The sequence below is a fragment of the Flavobacterium circumlabens genome (genome assembly GCF_004345565.1).
Classification (GTDB): domain Bacteria; phylum Bacteroidota; class Bacteroidia; order Flavobacteriales; family Flavobacteriaceae; genus Flavobacterium; species Flavobacterium circumlabens.
Window position 1 is genome coordinate 242,999 of record NZ_SLWA01000003.1, and the last position, 19,974, is coordinate 262,972.

At 37.0% G+C, this 19,974-nt stretch carries 22 protein-coding genes; 3 read left to right on the top strand and 19 right to left on the bottom strand.

Annotated features, from left to right (window positions below; all coding sequences use genetic code 11):
- Positions 1-101 precede the first annotated feature (101 nt).
- Positions 102-1,529 (bottom strand): L-serine ammonia-lyase, encoded by a 1,428-nt coding sequence (locus EV142_RS09350; protein ID WP_132034799.1) that lies wholly within the window; start codon positions 1,527-1,529, stop codon positions 102-104.
- A gap of 320 nt (positions 1,530-1,849) precedes the next feature.
- Between EV142_RS09350 and EV142_RS09355 the strand changes: the two genes are divergently transcribed.
- The 3 genes from EV142_RS09355 to EV142_RS09365 are packed head-to-tail and all read left to right on the top strand — an operon-like array spanning position 1,850 to position 5,149.
- Positions 1,850-3,997, top strand: a complete 2,148-nt coding sequence (locus EV142_RS09355) for a cation:proton antiporter (RefSeq protein WP_132034801.1) — start codon at positions 1,850-1,852, stop codon at positions 3,995-3,997.
- A gap of 40 nt (positions 3,998-4,037) precedes the next feature.
- Entirely contained in the window at positions 4,038-4,751 is a 714-nt protein-coding gene (locus tag EV142_RS09360; RefSeq protein ID WP_238698684.1) for a DUF2625 domain-containing protein, read from the top strand.
- Positions 4,752-4,786: 35 nt separating this feature from the next.
- Positions 4,787-5,149 carry a VOC family protein gene (locus EV142_RS09365; protein ID WP_132034803.1) on the top strand — a complete coding sequence of 121 codons (363 nt, stop codon included), beginning with the start codon at positions 4,787-4,789 and terminating at the stop codon, positions 5,147-5,149.
- A 113-nt stretch (positions 5,150-5,262) separates the two neighbouring features.
- Here EV142_RS09365 and EV142_RS09370 read toward each other — a convergent pair whose 3' ends face one another.
- The 18 genes from EV142_RS09370 to EV142_RS09460 form a co-directional block, all read right to left on the bottom strand.
- A complete protein-coding gene (locus tag EV142_RS09370; protein WP_132034804.1) occupies positions 5,263-5,943 on the bottom strand; it encodes a 2'-5' RNA ligase family protein in 681 nt (226 codons plus the stop codon).
- Between the two features lie 254 nt (positions 5,944-6,197).
- Positions 6,198-6,665, bottom strand: coding sequence for an SRPBCC family protein (locus EV142_RS09380; RefSeq protein WP_132034806.1), 468 nt, complete (start codon positions 6,663-6,665; stop codon positions 6,198-6,200).
- Between the two features lie 106 nt (positions 6,666-6,771).
- Positions 6,772-7,353, bottom strand: coding sequence for an LOG family protein (locus EV142_RS09385; RefSeq protein WP_132034808.1), 582 nt, complete (start codon positions 7,351-7,353; stop codon positions 6,772-6,774).
- 12 nt (positions 7,354-7,365) lie between these two features.
- Positions 7,366-7,899, bottom strand: a complete 534-nt coding sequence (locus EV142_RS09390; RefSeq protein WP_132034810.1) for a GNAT family N-acetyltransferase — start codon at positions 7,897-7,899, stop codon at positions 7,366-7,368.
- A gap of 18 nt (positions 7,900-7,917) precedes the next feature.
- On the bottom strand, positions 7,918-9,042 hold the full coding sequence (locus tag EV142_RS09395) for a lactonase family protein (protein WP_132034811.1): 1,125 nt from the start codon (positions 9,040-9,042) through the stop codon (positions 7,918-7,920).
- Between the two features lie 31 nt (positions 9,043-9,073).
- Positions 9,074-10,171: an MBL fold metallo-hydrolase gene (locus EV142_RS09400; RefSeq protein ID WP_132034813.1), complete on the bottom strand. Its 1,098-nt coding sequence runs from the start codon at positions 10,169-10,171 to the stop codon at positions 9,074-9,076.
- A gap of 8 nt (positions 10,172-10,179) precedes the next feature.
- Positions 10,180-10,605 carry a DUF1801 domain-containing protein gene (locus EV142_RS09405; RefSeq protein ID WP_132034815.1) on the bottom strand — a complete coding sequence of 142 codons (426 nt, stop codon included), beginning with the start codon at positions 10,603-10,605 and terminating at the stop codon, positions 10,180-10,182.
- A gap of 12 nt (positions 10,606-10,617) precedes the next feature.
- A complete protein-coding gene (locus EV142_RS09410; RefSeq protein WP_238698685.1) occupies positions 10,618-11,550 on the bottom strand; it encodes a serine hydrolase domain-containing protein in 933 nt (310 codons plus the stop codon).
- A 194-nt stretch (positions 11,551-11,744) separates the two neighbouring features.
- A complete protein-coding gene (locus tag EV142_RS09415) occupies positions 11,745-12,113 on the bottom strand; it encodes a nuclear transport factor 2 family protein (RefSeq protein ID WP_132034819.1) in 369 nt (122 codons plus the stop codon).
- A gap of 146 nt (positions 12,114-12,259) precedes the next feature.
- Positions 12,260-13,174, bottom strand: coding sequence for a helix-turn-helix domain-containing protein (locus EV142_RS09420; RefSeq protein WP_132034821.1), 915 nt, complete (start codon positions 13,172-13,174; stop codon positions 12,260-12,262).
- A gap of 12 nt (positions 13,175-13,186) precedes the next feature.
- On the bottom strand, positions 13,187-14,083 hold the full coding sequence (locus tag EV142_RS09425; protein WP_132034823.1) for an NmrA family NAD(P)-binding protein: 897 nt from the start codon (positions 14,081-14,083) through the stop codon (positions 13,187-13,189).
- Positions 14,084-14,188: 105 nt separating this feature from the next.
- Positions 14,189-14,674: an SRPBCC family protein gene (locus tag EV142_RS09430; RefSeq protein ID WP_132034825.1), complete on the bottom strand. Its 486-nt coding sequence runs from the start codon at positions 14,672-14,674 to the stop codon at positions 14,189-14,191.
- 278 nt (positions 14,675-14,952) lie between these two features.
- A complete protein-coding gene (locus tag EV142_RS09435) occupies positions 14,953-15,468 on the bottom strand; it encodes a hypothetical protein (RefSeq protein WP_132034827.1) in 516 nt (171 codons plus the stop codon).
- A gap of 19 nt (positions 15,469-15,487) precedes the next feature.
- Positions 15,488-15,886, bottom strand: a complete 399-nt coding sequence (locus EV142_RS09440) for a hypothetical protein (protein ID WP_132034829.1) — start codon at positions 15,884-15,886, stop codon at positions 15,488-15,490.
- Positions 15,887-15,923: 37 nt separating this feature from the next.
- Positions 15,924-16,568, bottom strand: a complete 645-nt coding sequence (locus EV142_RS09445) for a suppressor of fused domain protein (RefSeq protein WP_132034831.1) — start codon at positions 16,566-16,568, stop codon at positions 15,924-15,926.
- Positions 16,569-16,652: 84 nt separating this feature from the next.
- Positions 16,653-17,582, bottom strand: a complete 930-nt coding sequence (locus EV142_RS09450) for an arginase family protein (RefSeq protein ID WP_132034833.1) — start codon at positions 17,580-17,582, stop codon at positions 16,653-16,655.
- A 61-nt stretch (positions 17,583-17,643) separates the two neighbouring features.
- Positions 17,644-17,832 carry a SymE family type I addiction module toxin gene (locus EV142_RS09455; protein ID WP_132034835.1) on the bottom strand — a complete coding sequence of 63 codons (189 nt, stop codon included), beginning with the start codon at positions 17,830-17,832 and terminating at the stop codon, positions 17,644-17,646.
- A gap of 224 nt (positions 17,833-18,056) precedes the next feature.
- A complete protein-coding gene (locus EV142_RS09460; RefSeq protein ID WP_132034837.1) occupies positions 18,057-19,964 on the bottom strand; it encodes an SPFH domain-containing protein in 1,908 nt (635 codons plus the stop codon).
- Between the last annotated feature and the right edge of the window lie 10 nt (positions 19,965-19,974).

The window sequence follows — 19,974 nt, forward strand, 5'->3', positions numbered from 1 at the left end:
TTTTTGAAAGAGTTTTTTTGCCACAGATTAAAAGATTTAAAAGGATTATTTAATCTGTGCTAATCCTTTAATCTGTGGCAAAAATAAATTAAGCAAACGTTTTAACAATCCGCCATATTTACGGCAATTGCCAAACCGCCTTCAGAGGTTTCTTTGTATTTAGAATTCATGTCTTTTGCGGTTTGCCACATGGTATCGATTACCTTGTCTAATGGCACTTTTGCATTTTTCGAATCAGTTTCCAGCGCTAACTCGGCAGCATTTATGGCTTTTATGGCACCCATCGTATTTCTTTCAATACATGGAATCTGAACCAGACCGCCAATAGGGTCACAGGTCAGACCTAAATGATGCTCCATGGCAATTTCGGCAGCCATCAGAACCTGAGCAGGACTTCCGCCCATTAATTCACAAAGTGCAGCAGCAGCCATAGAAGACGAGACGCCAATTTCTGCCTGACAACCGCCCATTGCGGCCGAAATGGTAGATCCTTTTTTGAAGATACTTCCAATTTCTCCGGCAACCATCAGGAATTGTTTGATTTCTTTTTCTCCGGCGTTATGGTTTTCGATCACCAGATAGTACATCAATACAGCAGGGATTACACCAGCACTTCCATTGGTTGGTGCTGTTACCACACGGCCGAGGGATGCATTTACTTCATTCACGGCAAGTGCAAAACAACTTACCCATTTTAGGATCTGACGAAATTTTACTTCGGTTTTTCGAATCTCTTCCAGCCAGGTCTGCGGGGAATTGTAGTTCGATAAACCAATTAAACCCTGATGCATGTCAAAAGCTCTCCTGCGAACGTGTAAGCCGCCCGGAAGAATTCCTCCGGTATGGCAGCCGATGTACATGCATTCGAGCATCGTAGTCCAGATACGCATTAACTCGGAATGGATTTCCGCTTCCGGACGCATAGATTTTTCGTTTTCGTAAACAATTTCAGAAATCAGTTTGTTCTCCGAAACGGTATAGCTCAGAAGCTCAACCGCATTTTGAATCGGGAAGGGGAAGGCACATTTTATAACTTCTTTGATTTTGGCATTTTCGCGTTCTTCCTTCACAACAAAACCGCCGCCAATAGAATAAAAAGTCGATTCATATTCAGAGTCATCGGCTTTATAAGCGGTAAATTTTAATCCGTTGGCATGGAAAGGAAGAAACTCTTTATTGAAAACAATGTCCTGAAGAAAATAAAACGGAATCGTAATCTGATTTCCCAGAACGATTTCATTTTTGTCTTCGATATTTTTTATAATTCCGGCAATATTTTCCACCGGAATATATTCGGGATCCTGACCGCTTAAACCTAACATAACGGACAAATCGGTAGCATGGCCTTTACCGGTTAAAGAAAGGGATCCGTATAAATCGACTTTTACCCGTTTAATCTGGTCTAAAATTGATTCGTTTTTTAACTCTTCCAAAAAACGTTCGGCCGCACGCCAGGGACCAAGTGTATGCGAGCTTGAAGGCCCGACACCAATTTTAAGCATATCAAAAACAGAGATACATTCTTCCATTGTTCAATTTTTATTAAGACAAAGATAATTGAATAATGCAAAGAAGTTTTATTATCATTTATAAATCTTGCGGTTTTGTTAAAAAAGATATTAAATTTTAATAATTTGACAACGAAATAAATTTAAATGCTTAATATAGAACTTTCGTAAAAAGTTCGTCGTTTTTTTAGGTATTTTTGTACTGAAGCATATACTAAAGAATTTGATTTTTTTATCCTTTTAAAAAAATCAGTAAACTAAAACTTCCGTGGGTTTCATTTTAATTGATACGCCTTTTTTACGAACAACTAAAATACCACCAAGAAGATAAAATTACACTAATGATAGAATTTTTTCAGCATTTTTTACAAGAATTTGAATTACCACTAAGCAATCCAGTATTAATTTTTTCGTTGATACTTTTCATTATTTTATTGTCCCCGATTTTATTAAAGAAAATAAATATTCCCGGCATTATTGGTTTAATAATTTCCGGAGTAATCATCGGACCTCACGGGCTAAATATTCTGGCAAAAAACTCGGCTGTTGATTTATTTTCAACAATAGGGCTTTTGTATATTATGTTTATTGCAGGTCTGGAACTCGATATGAACGAATTTAAAGCCAACAAAAATAAGAGTTTATTATTTGGTTTTTTCACCTTTATCTTTCCTCTAACAATCGGATTTCCGGTATGTTTTTATTTGTTGCAATACGATTTTAACGCCAGTTTTTTAACGGCAAGTATGTTTGCCACGCATACTTTGGTGGCCTATCCGATCGTAAGTAAATTAGGAATCGCCAAAAATCAGGCGGTTGCCATAACTGTTGGCGGAACGATTCTGACGGATACTGCGGTTTTAATCATTCTGGCGATTATTATGGGAAGCAGTCAGGGCAACCTGAACCAGGCTTTCTGGATAAAATTAGGCGTTTCGCTGGCCATTTTCTCAGCGATTATGTTTTTGGTCATTCCAAGAATTGCAAAATGGTTCTTTAAAAAACTGGAAAGTGAAAAACACGCTCATTATATCTTTGTACTTTCTGTCGTTTTCTTTGCAGCCTTTTTGGCGGAAGTAGCAGGAGTGGAACCTATAATTGGAGCTTTCGTTGCCGGTTTGGCATTAAACCCTTTAATTCCGCATTCCTCTGCTTTAATGAACAGGATTGAGTTTATCGGAAATTCATTGTTTATTCCGTTTTTCCTGATTTCTGTTGGAATGTTGGTTGATATCAGCGTGATTTTAAGTGGACCAACGGCTTTGATTGTCGCCGGAACACTGAGTGTTGTTGCTATTTTCGGGAAATGGATTGCCGCCTTTTTTACACAGGTCGTTTTTAAATATACCAAAACCGAAAGACAGCTTATTTTCGGATTGAGCAGTGCGCATGCCGCGGCAACCCTGGCGGTTATTCTGGTAGGTTTTAAAGCCAAAATTCTGGATGAAAATATCTTAAACGGGACGATTATTCTAATTTTAATAACGTGTATCGTAGCTTCTTTTGCTACTGAAAAAGCGGCTAAGAAAATTGCAATCTGCGAAGAAGAAGTTTCTCACGAAGATGCCAATAAAGATCAGATTTTAGAAGAACATATTCTGATTCCGCTGGCCAAAACTTCGGCAACGGCAGGTCTTTTGGATTTTGCACTTTTAATAAAGGATAAGAAATCAACCAATCCGGTCACTTTGCTGACTATCGTACCCAATAATGATCAGGCCGAAATTAACATTCTGAAATATAAAAAAGCGGTTGATAAATTCGTTATTCAGGGTTCTGCTTCAGAAGTGAAAATCAATACCATTGCCAGAATTGACCATAATCCGGCAAGTGGAATTGCCCGTACTTCAAAAGAAATTATGGCAGATATTGTCATTATTGGCTGGCCACGAAAAACGGGTTTCCTGGATAAGATTTTTGGGGAAAACGTAGATTCAATTATTAACAATGTCGATAAAAGTTTGTTTATCTGCAGGTTTCAAAAGTCATTTATAGAAGAAAAAAGACTGGTTTTCATTTGTCCGCCTTTTTCTGAAAGAGGCGTAGGGTTTCATCTTTTACTTCAGAAAATTTGTCGTTTATCTCAGGAATTAAGCATTCCAATTGTTATTTATGCGGAATATAAAACACATCAGACGATTTCGCAGATTGCGACTAATTTAAGGTTAAATGCGAAGTTAGCTTTCAAAAGTATTCTGGACTGGGAGGATTTTGAAGCTATTTCAGATGAAATCACGCCGACTGATTTAATTGTATTTAATTTATCGCGCAAAGGTTCTGTTTCCTATCAGTCGATCTTTGATAAACTGCCTCAGAAATTCGAAAAATCATTTGATGATAATAACCTGATTTTAGTGTATCCGCAAGATGATCGTAAAGCCACTTCTATGGATGCTTACGAGGATTTTACGGCTACACCATTAACAAAAGGTCTTGAAGCGATTGAGCAAATCGGTAGAGGGTTAGGGAGTATTTTGAAGAAAAGCTAGAATAATAAGTATGGCAAGGAATTTTTTTATAATAATAGTGATGTTTATAACTCTTGTGACATCAGCACAAAATAAAATGAAACAGGCTGACGAACTTATAAATAAAGCTGATCCGGGATGGACTGTTGTAGAAGACTGGATTAAAAATGCAAAAAACAAAGTAGAAGTTTTACCGGCAGAAGCATCAAAAGCAAAAGAAGCTTTGTATCAAACACAAGTTACAACTCACTCACCAATGGGAGCAATTGTTTTTATGACCGGAGGAATTTTGATTGATGATGGCTGGATAAGAATTTTAGGTTCCGGAAACGCAAAATTTAACAGAACGCTGCCTGACTGGAATAAAGGAAAATCATTTAAAGAGTTTGGTGAAAACCCTTCTTTTTTATTGATTGCAGATGATGCAGTCGGAGGTTTTTATATTTTGAACGGAGGAGCATTAGGGAGTGATTCCGGGAAGGTATATTATTTTTCACCTGATAATCTGGAATATGAGCCACTTGATATTACTTATTCGGAATTCCTGCAATTTTGTTTTGGTAACGATTTGGAGAAGTTTTATGAAGGAAGCAGATGGAAAGGATGGAGAGCAGAAGTTTCGAAATTAAAGGGTGATGAAGTTTTTAATTTTTATCCCTTTCTGTGGAGTAAAGAAGGAAGCGATATCGATAAAAATGCAAGAAAAATTATTCCCATTGCCGAACAGTATAGTCTGAATATGGATTTAAGGAAACAAATGGGTTTTGATAAATAAACCAGGTTTGAACATTAATTTCAAAAAACATAAAAATGGAACATAAAATCAAATCAATCAGGCCTTTTATTGGTGCTAAAGATTTCGAAATATCAAGAAGTTTTTACCGTGATCTTGGATTTGAGGAAACGGTTTTAGAATCTAATTTTTCGGTTTTTAAAAGTGATGCAATTGCCTTTTATCTTCAGGATTACTACGCAAAAGAATGGATCGAAAACACGATGGTTTTTCTTGAAGTCGATGATGTGGAGCGTTATTACCAGGATTTGCTGGCACTTAATGTAGCAGAGAAATACGGGGTAAAATTAACTCCAACACGTCATTTAGAGTGGGGAAGCGAATGTTTTCTGCATGATCCGTCCGGTGTTTTATGGCACTTTGGGAAGTTTAATAAATAGTTTTTTTGCCACTAATTTCACGAATTGGCACGAATTTTATTAAAATTAAGCATATTTCAATTAGTGAAAATTCGTGCCAATTCGTGGCAAAAAAATATGTGCGCCAAAAAAAATCAAATCATGAAATCTGCTAAATGAATGGTGTTGCTTTTCCTCTGATACCAATCATTATAAACTAATTCTAAGTTTTCCACCGTAAACTCCCCAAAATCAAAATTACGGAATTTTTCGACGGCCTCGATTAATTGCTTCGAATGCTGAAGTTCTTCCTGAAATCGCATTACGGTAGAATGTGCAGCAGAGATAGTATAGCGGCTGTCTATAGTTTGTTGTAAAGTTGAATTCTTAAAATTCTCACGCAGTTTATTTCGTAAGTTATTCAGGGATTCATCAGTCGGGAAGCCTTGAATCATCAAGGCGGAAGGAGAAGCTGTAACTCCTTTGAATTTAATTGTAATGCCGTCTAAATCTACCAGGCTTTTACAAATAACTTCAATGTAATCGTTAGGCGAAATCTGATTTAAGCGAAATTCCTCCGAACAGGAAATAATTGACATTACCGTAATGTGAATATCTGAATCAGGATAATAATATTGTGTAGGTTCCACTTCTTTTAAGGCTTCTAAAAACAACTTAATCTTTGTTTTTACGGTATCGTTTGGGCGAATGAGCAGTGTTATTCCAAATCGGGAATCAGATTCATTATTGATTTGAGAATCAGGAATGCAATTTCCGGCCAGAATAGCTTCGGAAGATTTTTTATAGAGCTGATTGTAATGTTCAGTTAGATTCATTGGGGTTATTTGATTTTTCCTTTTTCTAAATTTTCCTGTAGCCTGAATTTTACAATTTTGGTAATTAAGGCAAATGGCATTGGTTGGTTTAAAGGAAATTGTAGAGAACCTTTTCCTGATTTGTATTTATAAAGTTCCTCTTTAAAAGTTTCATGACCGCTGGGCAAAGCATACAGGCCAATGTGCTTTTTTTGTTTCAGGTTTCAGGTTTCAAGTTCCGTACAGAACCTGAAACTTGAAACTGAGAACTCCTCCTACGCCAGCCCTTTCGGGAATCTGTCCAGCACCAAATTAAGTTGAATATGATGTTCTAAATAGGCTTTTGCACCGGCTAAAACTAAAGTAAAACCTTCAGTTGAATTTCGGACCTGATCAATTATGGTGTCAGAATCTCCTTTTAGACCTGAATTGGTGATGCTTACAAAAGTTTCGCTTTCGTTTAACGGGGTAAAAATCCATTCTACTAAAGTGATTTCATCCGGATTTCCCCATTCGATCACAATCTTCTGATTTTCTTTGATCACTTTCGTTAAGACCGTCAGCGAAAAGCCATACATTTCCCAGGTCCATTCAGTCGATTGGTCTTCTTCTAATTTTCCCGAACCCTTGCTAAACCAAAAGTTACTGGTGATTTCGGGATTTATAAAAGCCTGAAAAACTTCTGAAACAGGTTTTCTTATCAGCATTTCGGCTTTTGCGAATTTATTGTTCTCGGTTTTCATAGAATATAAATGTAGAATGTTTTTGTAAAATGTAAAATGTCATCTGAGACCTGAGACTGAGACCTGAGATCTAAAACCTCTAATTTATGAAATTTAATTTTAAGGTTTATATTTTCTCTTTATCAATCCATTTTCCGGTAGTTGGCGCTACGTAATGCTTCATTTTGTGTAATAAATCCTCGATATTGTCACTTACCAAAAGCATTTCTTTATTGACGTTTTTCAGGAAACCTTTATCGACCATGGTCTGGGTCAGTGCTATTAGAGAATCGTAAAAGCCGTTTATGTTTAAAATCGCAATGGGTTTTTTATGTAAGCCTAATTGCGCCCATGTCAGCATTTCAAATAGTTCTTCGAGAGTTCCGAAACCACCCGGAAGTGCAATGACGCCATCGCATAAATCATTCATTTTGGTTTTTCTTTCGTGCATGCTTTCGACTAAAATTAATTCGGTCAGTCCCTGATGTGCAATTTCTTTGGAACGCAGGAAATCGGGTAAAACACCAATTACTTTTCCGCCTTCACTGAGTGTTCCGTCTGCCACTGCACCCATCAGGCCTACATTGGCGCCTCCGTAAACCAATTCTATATTATGCTGGGCCAGTGTTTTTCCTAGCAAGGCTGCTTGTTGTGTGTATATTTCTTCCGTTCCAAAGCTGGAGCCGCAGAATACAGTGATTCTTTTCATGCTGTTTTTGTTTTATTCTTGTTTTTTTATTTCGTACACAAAATTATGACGGGATGGTTCGTTGTAATAAGCGACCTCTATTTCTTCTGTTTTTACGGCACCGAGTTTTTCTATTGCTTTTTGCGAACGGTAATTTTCTGCCCCGATATGAAACTGAACTTTATCGACAGATTTAAAAGCATAATCCAGCATCATTTTTTTTACCTGAGCATTAAATCCGGTGCCCCAAAACTTTCTTCCGTAAAATGTATAGCCGATAAAAACACTTTTATTTTCCGGTTCATATTCATAAAATCGGGTACTTCCGGCTATTTCACCCGTACTTTTATCCATAATAAGAAAAGCGCCTTTGCTTTCCATGGCACCTTCAAAGAAATTTCGGAAAACGTCTCTTTCGTAGCGGTTTTTATTCGGATGCTGCTCCCAGATTAAAGGATCTGAAGCAACTTTGTAAAGTTCTTCAAAATGATTTTCCTGCAAAGGAATTAATTTTGTCAGATCATCTTCTAAAATTTCAGGTTGTAGATTTAAAAGGGATGTATTCATTTTGAGCGGTTTTTAAAGTTATATTTTTTTGATCTGAACACAGGAAACATTTTCCAGTTTTACTTCTTTTCCCGTTTTTTTAAGCAAGCCCGTTTTTGGATTCCGTTTGAAAACAATAACATTTCCGGTAAGGACATTGGATGCGATCAGGAATTTTCCGGTTTCATCAATTGCAAAAATGCGGGGATGTTTTCCTAAAGTCGACTGATAGCCAATACTTGTCAAAAGTCCGTTGGCACCGATAGAAAAAATGGCAATATTGTTTTCTTTCCCTCTGTTGGTGGCATATAAAAATTTTCCGTCAGGCGCAATATGAATGTCTGAACTTTCAAAACCTTCGGTAATGGAATCCGGATGTGTGTTGATGCGCTGGATCTTTTTTAAACTTCCGTTTTCATATTGGTAAACACTTACGGATACTGACATTTCTTCGATACAATACCCGAATTTCTGATTCGGATGAAAGGTCAAATGCCGCGGTCCGCTCTCCGGATCTGTTTTGGTAAAGGGAATGGGGGCTTCAACTAAAGGCTGTTTCAGGGTTGCATCAAATTGATAACAACGGATTTTATCAGCGCCCAAATCAGGCAGGAATACATAATCAAATTGTGGCGAAAAGATAGTGGAATGAATATGGGAACGGGTTTGCCTTTTTTTATGGACACTTCCATCCTGATATTGAAAATTTTGCGCAATCGAATCTATTTTGCCATTTTCCATCAAAGGATGAACCGAAACACTTCCTTCGGTATAATTACCATTTATAAGCCATTTACCACTTTTATGAACAGAAACGTAAACCGGATTTTCGCCGCCACTGGACTGTTTGTTTAAAAAAGTAAGCGTTTTATTTTGTGGATTAAATTCGAAACTGCTGACGCTTCCTGCATTTTCTGTTTTACTGTCTGTGCAGGCATAAACGTATTTTCCGTTTGGGGATACCGTCAAAAACGACGGATTGATCAGGTTTTTTGCTGCAGTTATTTTGGTTAGCTTACCCTTTAAAGTATCCAGCTGATATACGACAATAGATTCTGCCGCTTTATCCCTGTTGTAGGAACCTAAAAAAACGTAGGTGTTTTGGGAAAAGGCAGTGCATGATAGTAGTGAAAAAAGTACGAACAGATTAAATTTTAATTTCAAGTTTTCCGGTTTTAAGGGTTATTTTAATCATTTATTCTACGCCTTTCCACCACTGCTGAAATTGCTGATTTTCATTTTTCAGTTCGACTAATTCACCGATCATCGGTGTAATTAACGGAATTGGATTTTCTGATAAATCATTTAATTCCGTCACTTTTTTCAAAGGTTCATCCCACGGATGCATGGCCAGTGCGAATTTTGAGGAATGTACCGGAAAAACTCTTTTTGCTTTTAGGTCTTTCATCGCTTTGATTACATCTTCGGGCAAATTATGAATATATCTCCACGCCGGATTGTACTGACCGTTATCGATTAGTGCCAGGTCGAAAGGGCCAAATTTTGCGCCAATTTCTGCAAAGTGGGTATCATAGCCGCTGTCACCGCCGAGATACATTTTAAAATTTTGGGTTTCTAACACAAAGGAAGTCCAAAGTGTATTGCAGCGTTTAATTCCCCTGCCCGAAAAATGTCGGGACGGAGTGGTATAAAGTGTCAGATTGGAATCAAGTTCTATTTTTTCATGCCAGTCTCTTTCGATAATATCGTTTGTTGGAAAGCCCCAAAATTCAAAATGTGAACCCACGCCAAGCGCACAGATTACTTTTTTGATTTTTGGCTTCAGTTTCAAAATTGTTGCGTAATCCAGATGGTCATAATGATCGTGAGTGATTAATAAATAATCAATTGGAGGAAAATCTTCAGCCGCATAAATCTCAGTTCCTTTAAATGCTTTTGTAGTTCCATAAACAGGGGAGGCGTTGCCGCTAAAAACGGGATCTATCAAAAATCGTTTTCCTGCAAGCTGAATGAAATAAGAAGAATGTCCAAACCAGATTAAAACATCCTGATCAATAGGAAGTTCCAGTAAATTGGTCTTGATGGAGGGAATTAAATCTTTCGGAACTTTTCTGTCTACCTTTTTAAACAAAAAATCAGAGATGATATTAAAATAGCCGTAGCCTTCTGCAAGTTCAGGCGTGAAGTTTTGGTTTTCGAATCTACCGTTTTTAAATTGTGGTGATTTTTGTAGTAAAGCCAATCTTTCACCAGCTGGTTTTTTACCATATCGCGGATGTTTAAAAACGTAAATAAGAAAGGCAAGTAAAAGAATCAGTAGGGTAATAGCCATAGTGGTATTTAATTTGAGGGATATAAATTTTTTAAATATTCTAATGAATGTAAAATCATTTTTTTGAGTACTTCAGGTTCAATGTCGGCTAATTTTTTAATGTAAATACAACCTTTTGAAGCTTTATGTTTTCCTAATTCAGAAAGTATTTCTTCTCTGTTTTCGGGTGAAGTATAGAGGTAAAGTGAAATGGCAGCTTTTCTTGGCGAAAAGGCAACAAGCGGCGCATCACCTTCATGGCCGCTGGCATATTTATAGTGGTAACTCCCGAAACCAATAATACTGGGTCCCCACATTTTGGGTTCGAAACCTGTAATTTTCTGCATCATTCTGATGAGTTCAAACGCATCCTTTTTTTTCGTCTCTTCTTCAACGAAAATATTTATAAAATCAACAACATTACTTTGGGTTTCGGTAGTTTTATTCTTTGCCATTGTATTTTATTTTTAATTCAGTACATCACTTTTCAAAAGGATATTTTTGATCTTAATCTCAGCATTATATAACAAATCCGAATTTTCGTTGGTCTGATTTTCCAAAATAATCAAACTGACATCACTTTTTGGGAAATACAAATTTACAGAAGAAAAACCATCTCCTAAACCGGTATGGCCTCTATATTTTGGCGTTTCTTTGTCTACAATTCTAAGTCCGTATCCGTACCCTTGTTTTTCTTTTCCAAAAACATTGTGCTGTGCTTTTATATTGTAATGAATCATAAGTTGGTACGATTCAGGCTTCAGTATCTTTCCTTTGTGAAGATTGTTGTTCCAGATAGCCAAATCATTTACGGTAGAAATAATTCCATTAGATGCGACACTTTCAGGTGTAATTATAGATTTTTCGACCTTTTTGAAAGTATTGTTCGTATTGAGGTAACCTGATACTAAGTTTTTATTTTCGTTTTGAGAATAGCAAAAAGTATTTTTCATTTGTAACTTCTTAAAAAGTGCATTGGCTACTTCCGAATAACTTTTTTTAGCCGTAAACGCAATAATCTGACCTAATAATCCATAACTTAAATTACCATATTTAAAATCTGTTCCGGGCTTGAAAAGCAAAGGTTTTTGCAAATCTGTGATTCCATGAGAATGATTCAATAATTGATGCACTGTTACAGAATCTGCCCACGGCTGCGTTAGATAAGGCAGGTATTTTTTTATGGGAGATTTCAGGTCAATTCTGCCTTTCTCAACTTCTTTCAAAATCAACACTGCTGTAATTTGTCTCGTGTTTGACATGATTTCAAATTCGCTGTCGATTGTCAACGCTGTCTTTTTTTCAAAATCAGCAAAACCCTGCGCTTTGCTATAAACTGTTTTTCCTTTTTTGGAAATAACGACAACACCATTAAATTTAGGTTCCGTAACTTTAATCAAACTGTCTATTTGGACGCTTAATTGGTCTTTTTTTTGCGAAAATGAATGGTTACTTAACAGTAAGAAAAGGAAAGAGAATAAAAAGGAAGCTCGTAGCATTAGGGTTATGTTTGGATTTAGTTTGTTTTATAGTTTTCAGTCTCGGTCTCAGTCTCAGTCTCAGTAGCAAACTGCGACCGAAAACTGAGACTATATTAGAACATTCCGTTTTCGTTGATCATTTTAGCAGGAACGGCCTGGCCTAAATCCCAAAGCTCTACTATTTTATCAGATTCAAACCTGAAAATGTGAACTACTGCAACACCGTGGTCCTTGCTGTTTTGCTTTACATGCGAATGTACGGCAACCATTTCTTTATCTCCAATCGTATGATGAATTTCAAAAATCTTATTTGGATTTTGCCGGGACGATTCCTCCATTGCCAGCATCAAAGTATTGGCATCTCCTTTAAAATAAACATTATGATGCTTAAAACCCACACCCACGTAAAGGCGAAATGCCTCATGCGAATGCCCTTTTGCTGCCAGTTTCAAAAAGTCCTTTGCAATATATTTCTTAGTCATGATTTCAAAAATTTAAAAGCTAACTAAGTTATGAAATAACGGTCTAAAAATTTAAATAATTATTGCTTAATTAACTTTTACCACGAGACGAAGTAGCGAATTTATGAAAATTATGAATTGTTTTCAGAAGGAGAAGATTTCTTTTATTAGTTAAAAGATTGTCTGAATTCTAAAGGAGAAACCGTTGTTTTGGTTTTGAATAATTTACTGAACGACTGCTGATGCTCAAAACCCAGTTCAAAAGCAATTTCGCTAATCGATAAATCGGTTGTGGAAAGTTTTTCTTTTGCTTTTTCGATCAATTTATCATGAATGTGCTGTTGTGTGCTTTGACCGGTGAGTGTTTTTAGCAATACGCTTAAATAATTGGGAGTGATATTTAAGGTTTCTGCAATATAATGAACTGTTGGTAAACCGTTTTTAGTCAAAGTATTAGTGCTGAAATACTCCTCCAGCAAGTTTTCTAAGCGGGCCAGAATCTGATGATTGCTTATTTTTCGTGTAATAAACTGGCGGTTGTAAAAACGTTCTGCATACGTAAGCAGCAATTCAATTTGAGCGATAATAACATCCTGGCTGAATTTATCAATATTTGACTGATATTCCTGCTGAATATTTTTGATTATATTGATAATCATTTTCTCTTCTTTGTCTGAAAGATGCAGGGCTTCATGAACCGAATAGCCAAAATACTCGTATTGTTTGATCTTTTTAGCAAGCGGTGTATTCCATAAAAAATCAGGATGGATCAATAAAGACCATCCTGTATGTTGTAACTCTGCATTGCCTTCTATAGAAAAAACCTGACCCGGCGAGATAAATAACAAAACCCCTTCCTTAAAATCATATTCCTGCTGCCCGTATTTCATTTTGGCATTTGCACCTCGTTTTAATGCAATCGAATAAAAGTCAAGCATTAGGCTTCTCGGTTCATTTTCGTTCAGATATTTTAAATCTTCGAAATTATAAACGCTCACTAAAGGATGCTCGGGTTTTGGCAAATCACGAAACTCATGAAATTCGCTGATACTTTTTATTCGGAGAGGTTGTTGATTTGCCATAGTCTAAGGTACTTATTTCTGATTATAAAAGGAAGCAAATTCTTTGGCGTAATCAGCCAGTTTTGTTTTCCCCATTATTGCGGGCCTGTTTTGGTAATAATCTTCACCGAGCAACCCATTGTAAAGTCCGGCGTACATTTCGATCAGGCCTGCTGCGATTTTTGGCTGCATTCCCACATTTACTAAACCGTTTAAGGCTTCTTCATCGCTGATTAAAACCCATTTCAAATCCGGTTTTCCAATTGCGGTACCTAAAATGCGAGCCGTTTCATTGCCTGTAAGTTCCTCACTGGCTACATAACGTACTTTTTTGCCGTTAAGCGGAGTTGTGATTTCTTCTGCAATGGCAGACGCAATGTCCAGTGGAGAGACAAAAGGTATCGTTTTTTCAGCTCCGTAATTCGTAGCAATAACTCCCTGAAATTTAATCTGTGGAATATAAGCTTCTAAATTATAAAAGAACGAAGTCGGACGCATAAACGTAATCGCGACGTCTGTAAGTTTGTTCAGGACAGCTTCAATTTCGTGATAACGAAGAATAATACCCGAATTTTTCTCTAAATGAGCACCAATACTACTCAAAAAGACCACGCGTTTTACGCCTGATTTTTGGATGGCTTCGGCATAATTATTTCCGATTGTACGTGTAAAAGCATCCAGGTCAAGATTAGGATCGAAATAATTGGCTCTTGGAACCATACAATATACGGCATCTGCTCCCGTAAAAGTTTTGGTCAAGAAAGCGGCATCTTCTACAGAACCAATGGCTGCCGAAGCTGCCAGGATTTCAATTTCTGCTTGTTTCTCAGTGTTGCTGCTAATTACCGTAACCTGATGTCCTTTTTGCACTAACTCCTGAGCCAGTGGCTTGCTGATGTTCCCCAGGGAACCTGTAATAATAATTTTCATTTGTCTGTTTTTTATGATGTGACAAAGTTCTGCAACATCATAACAAGAGCTGTAGTCAAATCTACTATTGTCTTAGCCTAAAACAGGAGTAATGTCTTTTTGGAATTATTTTGCCGATAATTTCTTTTCGTTTTCGGTTTGAGGTTTGTCTTTGCCATTTGGCTGACCTTTGCCGGTTGTGATAAGTTTTTTAAGGCTGTTTTGAATGTAATTCGTCCATGAATCCCTGCAGATTTCAAAACATTCGTAATCGGGAACTAAGCCAAAATGGGTGAAACGAAGTTCTGTTTTTCCGTCTTTTTCCCCAATTTCAAAAGTTGGTTTAGTACCTGTCCATTCTTTTTCGTCTTCCGTAAACTTAAAATAGTTTTCCTCTACCAGCCAGACTATTTTGCGGTTGGGAATCACTTCAGTCAATTTCACTTTACAGCGATGCACATCTTCGTAATGATATTTAAAGGTATCATTCAATTTAGCTGTATTTCCTTCTATTTCCTCCGACCACCAGCCGCGAACGTTGGTAACGGCATTAAAAACGTCCTCCGCAGAATGATCAGTAATAAGAGTTGTGGTAAAATCCTGTGTACTCATGGTGTATCATTTTAGAAATTAGTACAACAAATTTACATTCTATAAATCAATAACTTAGGTTGTTTAAGGACAATTTTAAGGGTAGATTCGGACAGGTTTTTAGATTATTAGATTATTAGATTTTAGATTGTTGGAATTTGGAATTTTAAAGTTTGGAATTTTAGATTTTAGGCTTTGTATTGTTGCAATTTGGAATTTTAAAGTTTAGATTGTTAGATTTTAGAATGTAGATTGTTGGAATTTGGAATTTAATTTTTGGAATTTATTTTTTTTCACCCCTAATATTCCTTCACATCATCAATTAAAAAAGATTTTCCGGATTCGATAACTTTGATGTCCCTTTTGTAGGTAGATTTATATTGCGTATCTTTTATAATAACCTGAAAAATATAGACATTTCCTTTTGCACTTATTAATTCACACTTAGAAACTACAATTTTTACCCAGTCCTGAGCAGAAATTAAAAAACCATCATATCCGGCATATTTTACATCATATTTCTTTTTCCATTTTTTATTGAATTGTTCTAATGTTAAACTGCCTTCTGTATCCATGTCGATATTCATAGCGTCAGTTTTGTAGTCGTTATAGCTTTTTGTCGTTATTGAAATCATATCGGCAGATTCTTGTTTAAAGAAATTTTCAATAGATTTTACGAGCCATTTTTTGGCCAGTTCACTTTTGTCGAAAGCAATTTCTTTAGGGTTGCTAATTTCAGGCTGATTTAGTTTTGGACTTGCGTATGAGAAAAAGAAGATGAGATGGAATGCGAGTACGATTTTTATTTTGTTCATTTTAAGGTTGGATTATCGTCTATTTTATTCGAATGTATTCAGACTGGTAGCAATCGTGACATTCGTCATTTAAATACAATTTGTTGTCTTTAATTTCAAAAGATTGGCTGGGCATGTTTTCGATTACAATCATTTTTTTGTTATCTCCGTAAATCGAATTCTGGTTTTTTATGGAAAAAGTATTTTCAGACAGCAAATTCCCATTTTCATATTTTTTGATAGTGGAGTTTGAAATTTCAATAGTCATTGTCTTTTTCTCCGATGCCGGGGTAAGGGTGGAACCAATAAATCCGCCTGTTGAACTGACCCAATTCCATTTTCCGTTTAGGGGATTTTCTTTAGAAGTATCCATATTACTGCTGCTGCTGCACGAAAGTAATTGGAGGAATACCAATACAAAAGCAATTTTTTTTATCATTTTCAGTTCTGGATTAGGGTTAGGATTTCTCTGTTTGTTATTTTCTTGTAAGGTCGGTAATTAATAAAGGATTGTTTTCTTTTAATTCCTGTACGATTTCTTCAACCGTTCTGCGGCCTTCTTTTATATCGTCAAATTCGGTGGTAGTAATTCCGATAATTTGAAGGAATGTCACTTCACCATGAGGTGTTTCTATTTTTTCAATTTCGGGATCTGTTACAAATACCAATCCGGTGATTTCAGTTTCGGTATCGAGTCTTATCGGGCCGTTTGCAGGCATATAGTGAAATTCTTCAAACCAGTTTCCGCTGCTAAACACATATTTGGCAATATTTTGCAATAAGGCAATGGCCCAGCCCGGATTTTCGCTGTCTCCGGAAAACGGTTTTAATCTGAAAGTAAGTTCAAATCCCCATTTACTGTATTCACTGTCTAGTTTTTCTTCATTATAATACAATTCCGAAAAGCCATAGGTTATAAAATGAAAATGATCTGTTTGTTTTTTACTTTCGTAAATACTTACACCGTCCAGCGGATGTTCTCCACCCAGCATATAATTTATTGCCGGAGCAAAATGTTTCGGTTCCTGATTTGGGTAAAGGCGCTCGAATTGTCTATCGATTTCCAGCCATCCAACGGCATCCTCTTCTGTAAACTCTTTTTTGTATTCTTCTAATGTCATGTTCTCGAAAAATTTAAATCGTCCTGTTTTATAAAATATTTTTATTAGGAAAAGATATTGCCTGAACTAATTTAAAATAAAATTTTAGATATCCTTGTCTTCGGGTGAAGGATTTACTGTATTGTGTTTTTTGAATGTAGTCGTGAAGTTTTGTACAAATTCTTTGGTGTACTGGCCTGTTTTGTCGAGATCAGGATCTAAAATGGTGATTTCAAGCCCCGTTAATTGATCACTTTGAAACAAATAGGAGGTAAGCTCATTAAACTCCTCATAAGTAAGACCATCCGGAGTGCGGCTGTCTACGCAGGGCATTATGGAATCGTTTAAAACGTCTGCATCGATATGGAGCCAGAATCCGTCGAGGTTTTTATTTTCGACTTCAGAAAGAAAGGATTGAATGCAGTTTGAAATGCCTTGTTTTCGTAATTCCTGCAAGCTTATGTAAGTCGCGGAAGAGTTGCAAATTTGATTTTCATAGGCGTCATCGTATTCCCGATTGCCTACGCACCAGAGGTTTTCTTCTTTTATATAAGGCTGTAAATTCAGCATATCGGTTAATTTCTTAGGGCCGTTTCCGGTTACGATCGATGCTGCCATTCCGCCCACGCCTCCGGTTTCTGATAGGGAAACGTCCATGAAATCGGTGTGTCCGTCCAGATAAAATAAACCATAATTTCCTTTTTGTTTTAAGGCAATGACCGATCCCAGAAGAATGCTGCAATCGCCTCCCAGTACGAACGGAAATTTGTTTTGAGAAAGTAAGTTGTTAACTAAATAGGCCTGTTCCCTCGCATAATCAACCAGCGAATTGACATTGAGTATTTGGGTTTCGGAATCTCTGGTATTTGAATATCGCGGCGCATCAAGTCTGATAGTACTTTTGGGTTGAATGATCTTGTGTAAATTATGTTTCCAGAACCAATCAGGCAGATTTTTTACGCCCGGTTCTTTTCCGGGTTGCGGTTCTTTTAATCCTAAATTAGATGGAAATTCAACAATATAAATCTCTTTCATAACCTTATTATTTACTGATAAAGTTATTAAATATCTCTATTTTTTGTGGAAAGAAAAATGATTACTTATGTTTTTTTTCCATCGTGATGGTGAGCTTATTTTTTTGTTGTTTTATGTTTACCATTTGACCTTCAATAAATCCAAGTTCTTTAAGCCATTTGCCAGCAAGTCTTATTACAGGAGTTGTTGTGATTTTGTGATTTCTTGCTTTGTATATCGTGTGAATTTTTAGTTTTCTTGAATGTATCATTGTCGTATAATTATATGAAAAATGTGATCTCGTGTCATAAATCAAATGTCATGTAAATTGCCGAGAAATTTGTCATATTAAAATACGACATGTTGATTATTTATATAATCTAAAAGAAAAATAAGTCAATAAATTATTGAACTGACTGATTTAGAACTATGTAAGGAACAAAAAAATCCGATCTGCTTTCACAAATCGGATTTAGTATTAAAAATTGAAATAAATTATTTTTTAGGATTCTTTACATTTTTATCGGTATCCATCATTTCCATGAGTTTCAAGCCTAATAAACCGCTGATCGAACCATCAGAACCACCATTTCCGGTGATTAATACATCCGGAATTACTTTGATGTTTCCTTTACCAATTTCCTCGGTAACTTTGTATTTGGTGAAATTATCACCACCCATCGCCGTAACCTGTAACTGATACGATTCTGCTGTCGATTTACCAATCGCCATAATTTTTTCCGCTTCGGCTAAACCGGTTTTGGAGATTCTTTCGGCTTCTGCACTTGCATTAAGTTTGGTCGCTTCGGCTTGTGCGCCGGCTCTGGCTTTTGTAGCTTCTGCTTCAGCATTGGCACGCATTTTTGTGGCTTCTGCTTCCGCGTTTACGTTTAGTTTTAAACTGGTAGCATCTCCTTCTGCTTTTTTAACGGTCGCGTCTGCGGTACGTTGTGCGATTTCAACACTTTGTGATGCACGAACGATTTCTTTCTGCATGTCGGCAATTGCCGTTTCTTTTTCCATTCCCTGACGTTGTTCCTGCGCCATTCTTTGGGTTTGGTAGGTTTTTTGTTCTTCTTCGGCTAATTTTCTGTCCGTTAATGTTTTCATTAAGGAATCCGGCGGAACGATATCACCAATTAAGGTATCAACGGCATTTACGTTGTATTCGTCCAATACCAGCTTGATATGGTTTTTAGCAGATTCCTGACGCTCTTTTCTGGTCGATAAAAACGAAATTACATCGCTGTCCTGAGCCGAGTTTCTGAAATAGTTACCAATGGTAGGTTCTAAAACCTGAGAAACAAGGTTGTTCATGCTTCCGAAACGGGCAATAACTTTTGGTGCTTCCGCAGCTGGAACGTGAATGATCTGTGCTACATCCAGATTAAACGGGAAACCATCTTTGGAACGAACGGTAATGGTAGACAGATTTTTATCTAAATTATGGGATTCGCTTCGTGCATTGGCCCAGTTTAAAACCAGGTTGGTGGTCGGAACGGCTTCCAGTTTGGTGGTGTATTTGTTTAAGGCATATTTTCCGGGACCAAATGGTTCCATCCAGACACCGCGTTGTCCTTTTGAAACAATATTTCCGTGTTTGAAGGTATCGCCCGTAACATCCTGTCCGTCTTCACCAATATAGGAGATTACTACTCCAACATAACCAATAGGTACATCGGTCATTGGATTCTGTTCAATCAGGATTGCCCAGGTATTGATGTAATACGAACCTGCCAGCATGACCTGAGGCTGTAAACCACGATTTCCGCCTTTGTCCAGAAACTGATCAAAATCCTGAAAGTTGTTGTGTCCTTCTACAAATTTTCCGGCAATCTGCCCTTGCGGAATCGGTTCACCATCGAGAGCCGTAACGATTCCGATCATGTTTTCGTAAATCTTGATCTGGTCTGCCATTACAATTTCAAACAGAAAGGTATTAATACGATACGAACCTGTGGTGATAAAAGCAGTCTGACGTCCTTTCTGACCGCCATTGTTTAAGAATGCTGTGGCGTCCTGAAAGTTATCGCTGTCTACTTTTCGGGCCAGGATTCGTCCGGTTGGGATTTCCTTTCCGTCTTTACTTAAAACAAGCCCGATTTTCCCTTCCGGAATAATGGTAAATCCGGTCATGTCTACGGTGTATTGCCAGATCCACATGGCCCAGTACAATCCGGGAGCTAAAGTTTGTGCCTGGTAACCTGCTTCTCCTTTTGTAGCAATGATTCTGCCATCGGGAAGGGATTTGTCGGCACCAAATAAAACGAATTTCTTGGTCACCAGACCAATTTTATCTTCGGGAACAATTACCATTCCGAAGAATACGCGAAGTACAAATTTGTAAAATAAGATGGAGAATACAAGTAAGAGTACCCACCAATAAGAAGTAATTTCAGTCATAGTTGTTTAG

What these genes read in the sequence shown, in the direction of transcription:
- EV142_RS09370 (WP_132034804.1), bottom strand. Translation starts at nt 5,943, where the DNA reads ATGAATCTAACTGAACATTACAATCAGCTCTATAAAAAATCTTCCGAA.
- EV142_RS09420 (WP_132034821.1), bottom strand. Translation starts at nt 13,174, where the DNA reads ATGGCAAATCAACAACCTCTCCGAATAAAAAGTATCAGCGAATTTCAT.
- EV142_RS09405 (WP_132034815.1), bottom strand. Translation starts at nt 10,605, where the DNA reads ATGGCAAAGAATAAAACTACCGAAACCCAAAGTAATGTTGTTGATTTT.
- EV142_RS09380 (WP_132034806.1), bottom strand. Translation starts at nt 6,665, where the DNA reads ATGAAAACCGAGAACAATAAATTCGCAAAAGCCGAAATGCTGATAAGA.
- EV142_RS09435 (WP_132034827.1), bottom strand. Translation starts at nt 15,468, where the DNA reads ATGAACAAAATAAAAATCGTACTCGCATTCCATCTCATCTTCTTTTTC.
- EV142_RS09360 (WP_238698684.1), top strand. Translation starts at nt 4,038, where the DNA reads ATGTTTATAACTCTTGTGACATCAGCACAAAATAAAATGAAACAGGCT.
- EV142_RS09440 (WP_132034829.1), bottom strand. Translation starts at nt 15,886, where the DNA reads ATGATAAAAAAAATTGCTTTTGTATTGGTATTCCTCCAATTACTTTCG.
- EV142_RS09450 (WP_132034833.1), bottom strand. Translation starts at nt 17,582, where the DNA reads ATGAAAGAGATTTATATTGTTGAATTTCCATCTAATTTAGGATTAAAA.
- EV142_RS09400 (WP_132034813.1), bottom strand. Translation starts at nt 10,171, where the DNA reads ATGGCTATTACCCTACTGATTCTTTTACTTGCCTTTCTTATTTACGTT.
- EV142_RS09415 (WP_132034819.1), bottom strand. Translation starts at nt 12,113, where the DNA reads ATGACTAAGAAATATATTGCAAAGGACTTTTTGAAACTGGCAGCAAAA.
- EV142_RS09350 (WP_132034799.1), bottom strand. Translation starts at nt 1,529, where the DNA reads ATGGAAGAATGTATCTCTGTTTTTGATATGCTTAAAATTGGTGTCGGG.
- EV142_RS09365 (WP_132034803.1), top strand. Translation starts at nt 4,787, where the DNA reads ATGGAACATAAAATCAAATCAATCAGGCCTTTTATTGGTGCTAAAGAT.
- EV142_RS09385 (WP_132034808.1), bottom strand. Translation starts at nt 7,353, where the DNA reads ATGAAAAGAATCACTGTATTCTGCGGCTCCAGCTTTGGAACGGAAGAA.
- EV142_RS09445 (WP_132034831.1), bottom strand. Translation starts at nt 16,568, where the DNA reads ATGACATTAGAAGAATACAAAAAAGAGTTTACAGAAGAGGATGCCGTT.
- EV142_RS09355 (WP_132034801.1), top strand. Translation starts at nt 1,850, where the DNA reads ATGATAGAATTTTTTCAGCATTTTTTACAAGAATTTGAATTACCACTA.
- EV142_RS09425 (WP_132034823.1), bottom strand. Translation starts at nt 14,083, where the DNA reads ATGAAAATTATTATTACAGGTTCCCTGGGGAACATCAGCAAGCCACTG.
- EV142_RS09455 (WP_132034835.1), bottom strand. Translation starts at nt 17,832, where the DNA reads ATGATACATTCAAGAAAACTAAAAATTCACACGATATACAAAGCAAGA.
- EV142_RS09460 (WP_132034837.1), bottom strand. Translation starts at nt 19,964, where the DNA reads ATGACTGAAATTACTTCTTATTGGTGGGTACTCTTACTTGTATTCTCC.
- EV142_RS09430 (WP_132034825.1), bottom strand. Translation starts at nt 14,674, where the DNA reads ATGAGTACACAGGATTTTACCACAACTCTTATTACTGATCATTCTGCG.
- EV142_RS09390 (WP_132034810.1), bottom strand. Translation starts at nt 7,899, where the DNA reads ATGAATACATCCCTTTTAAATCTACAACCTGAAATTTTAGAAGATGAT.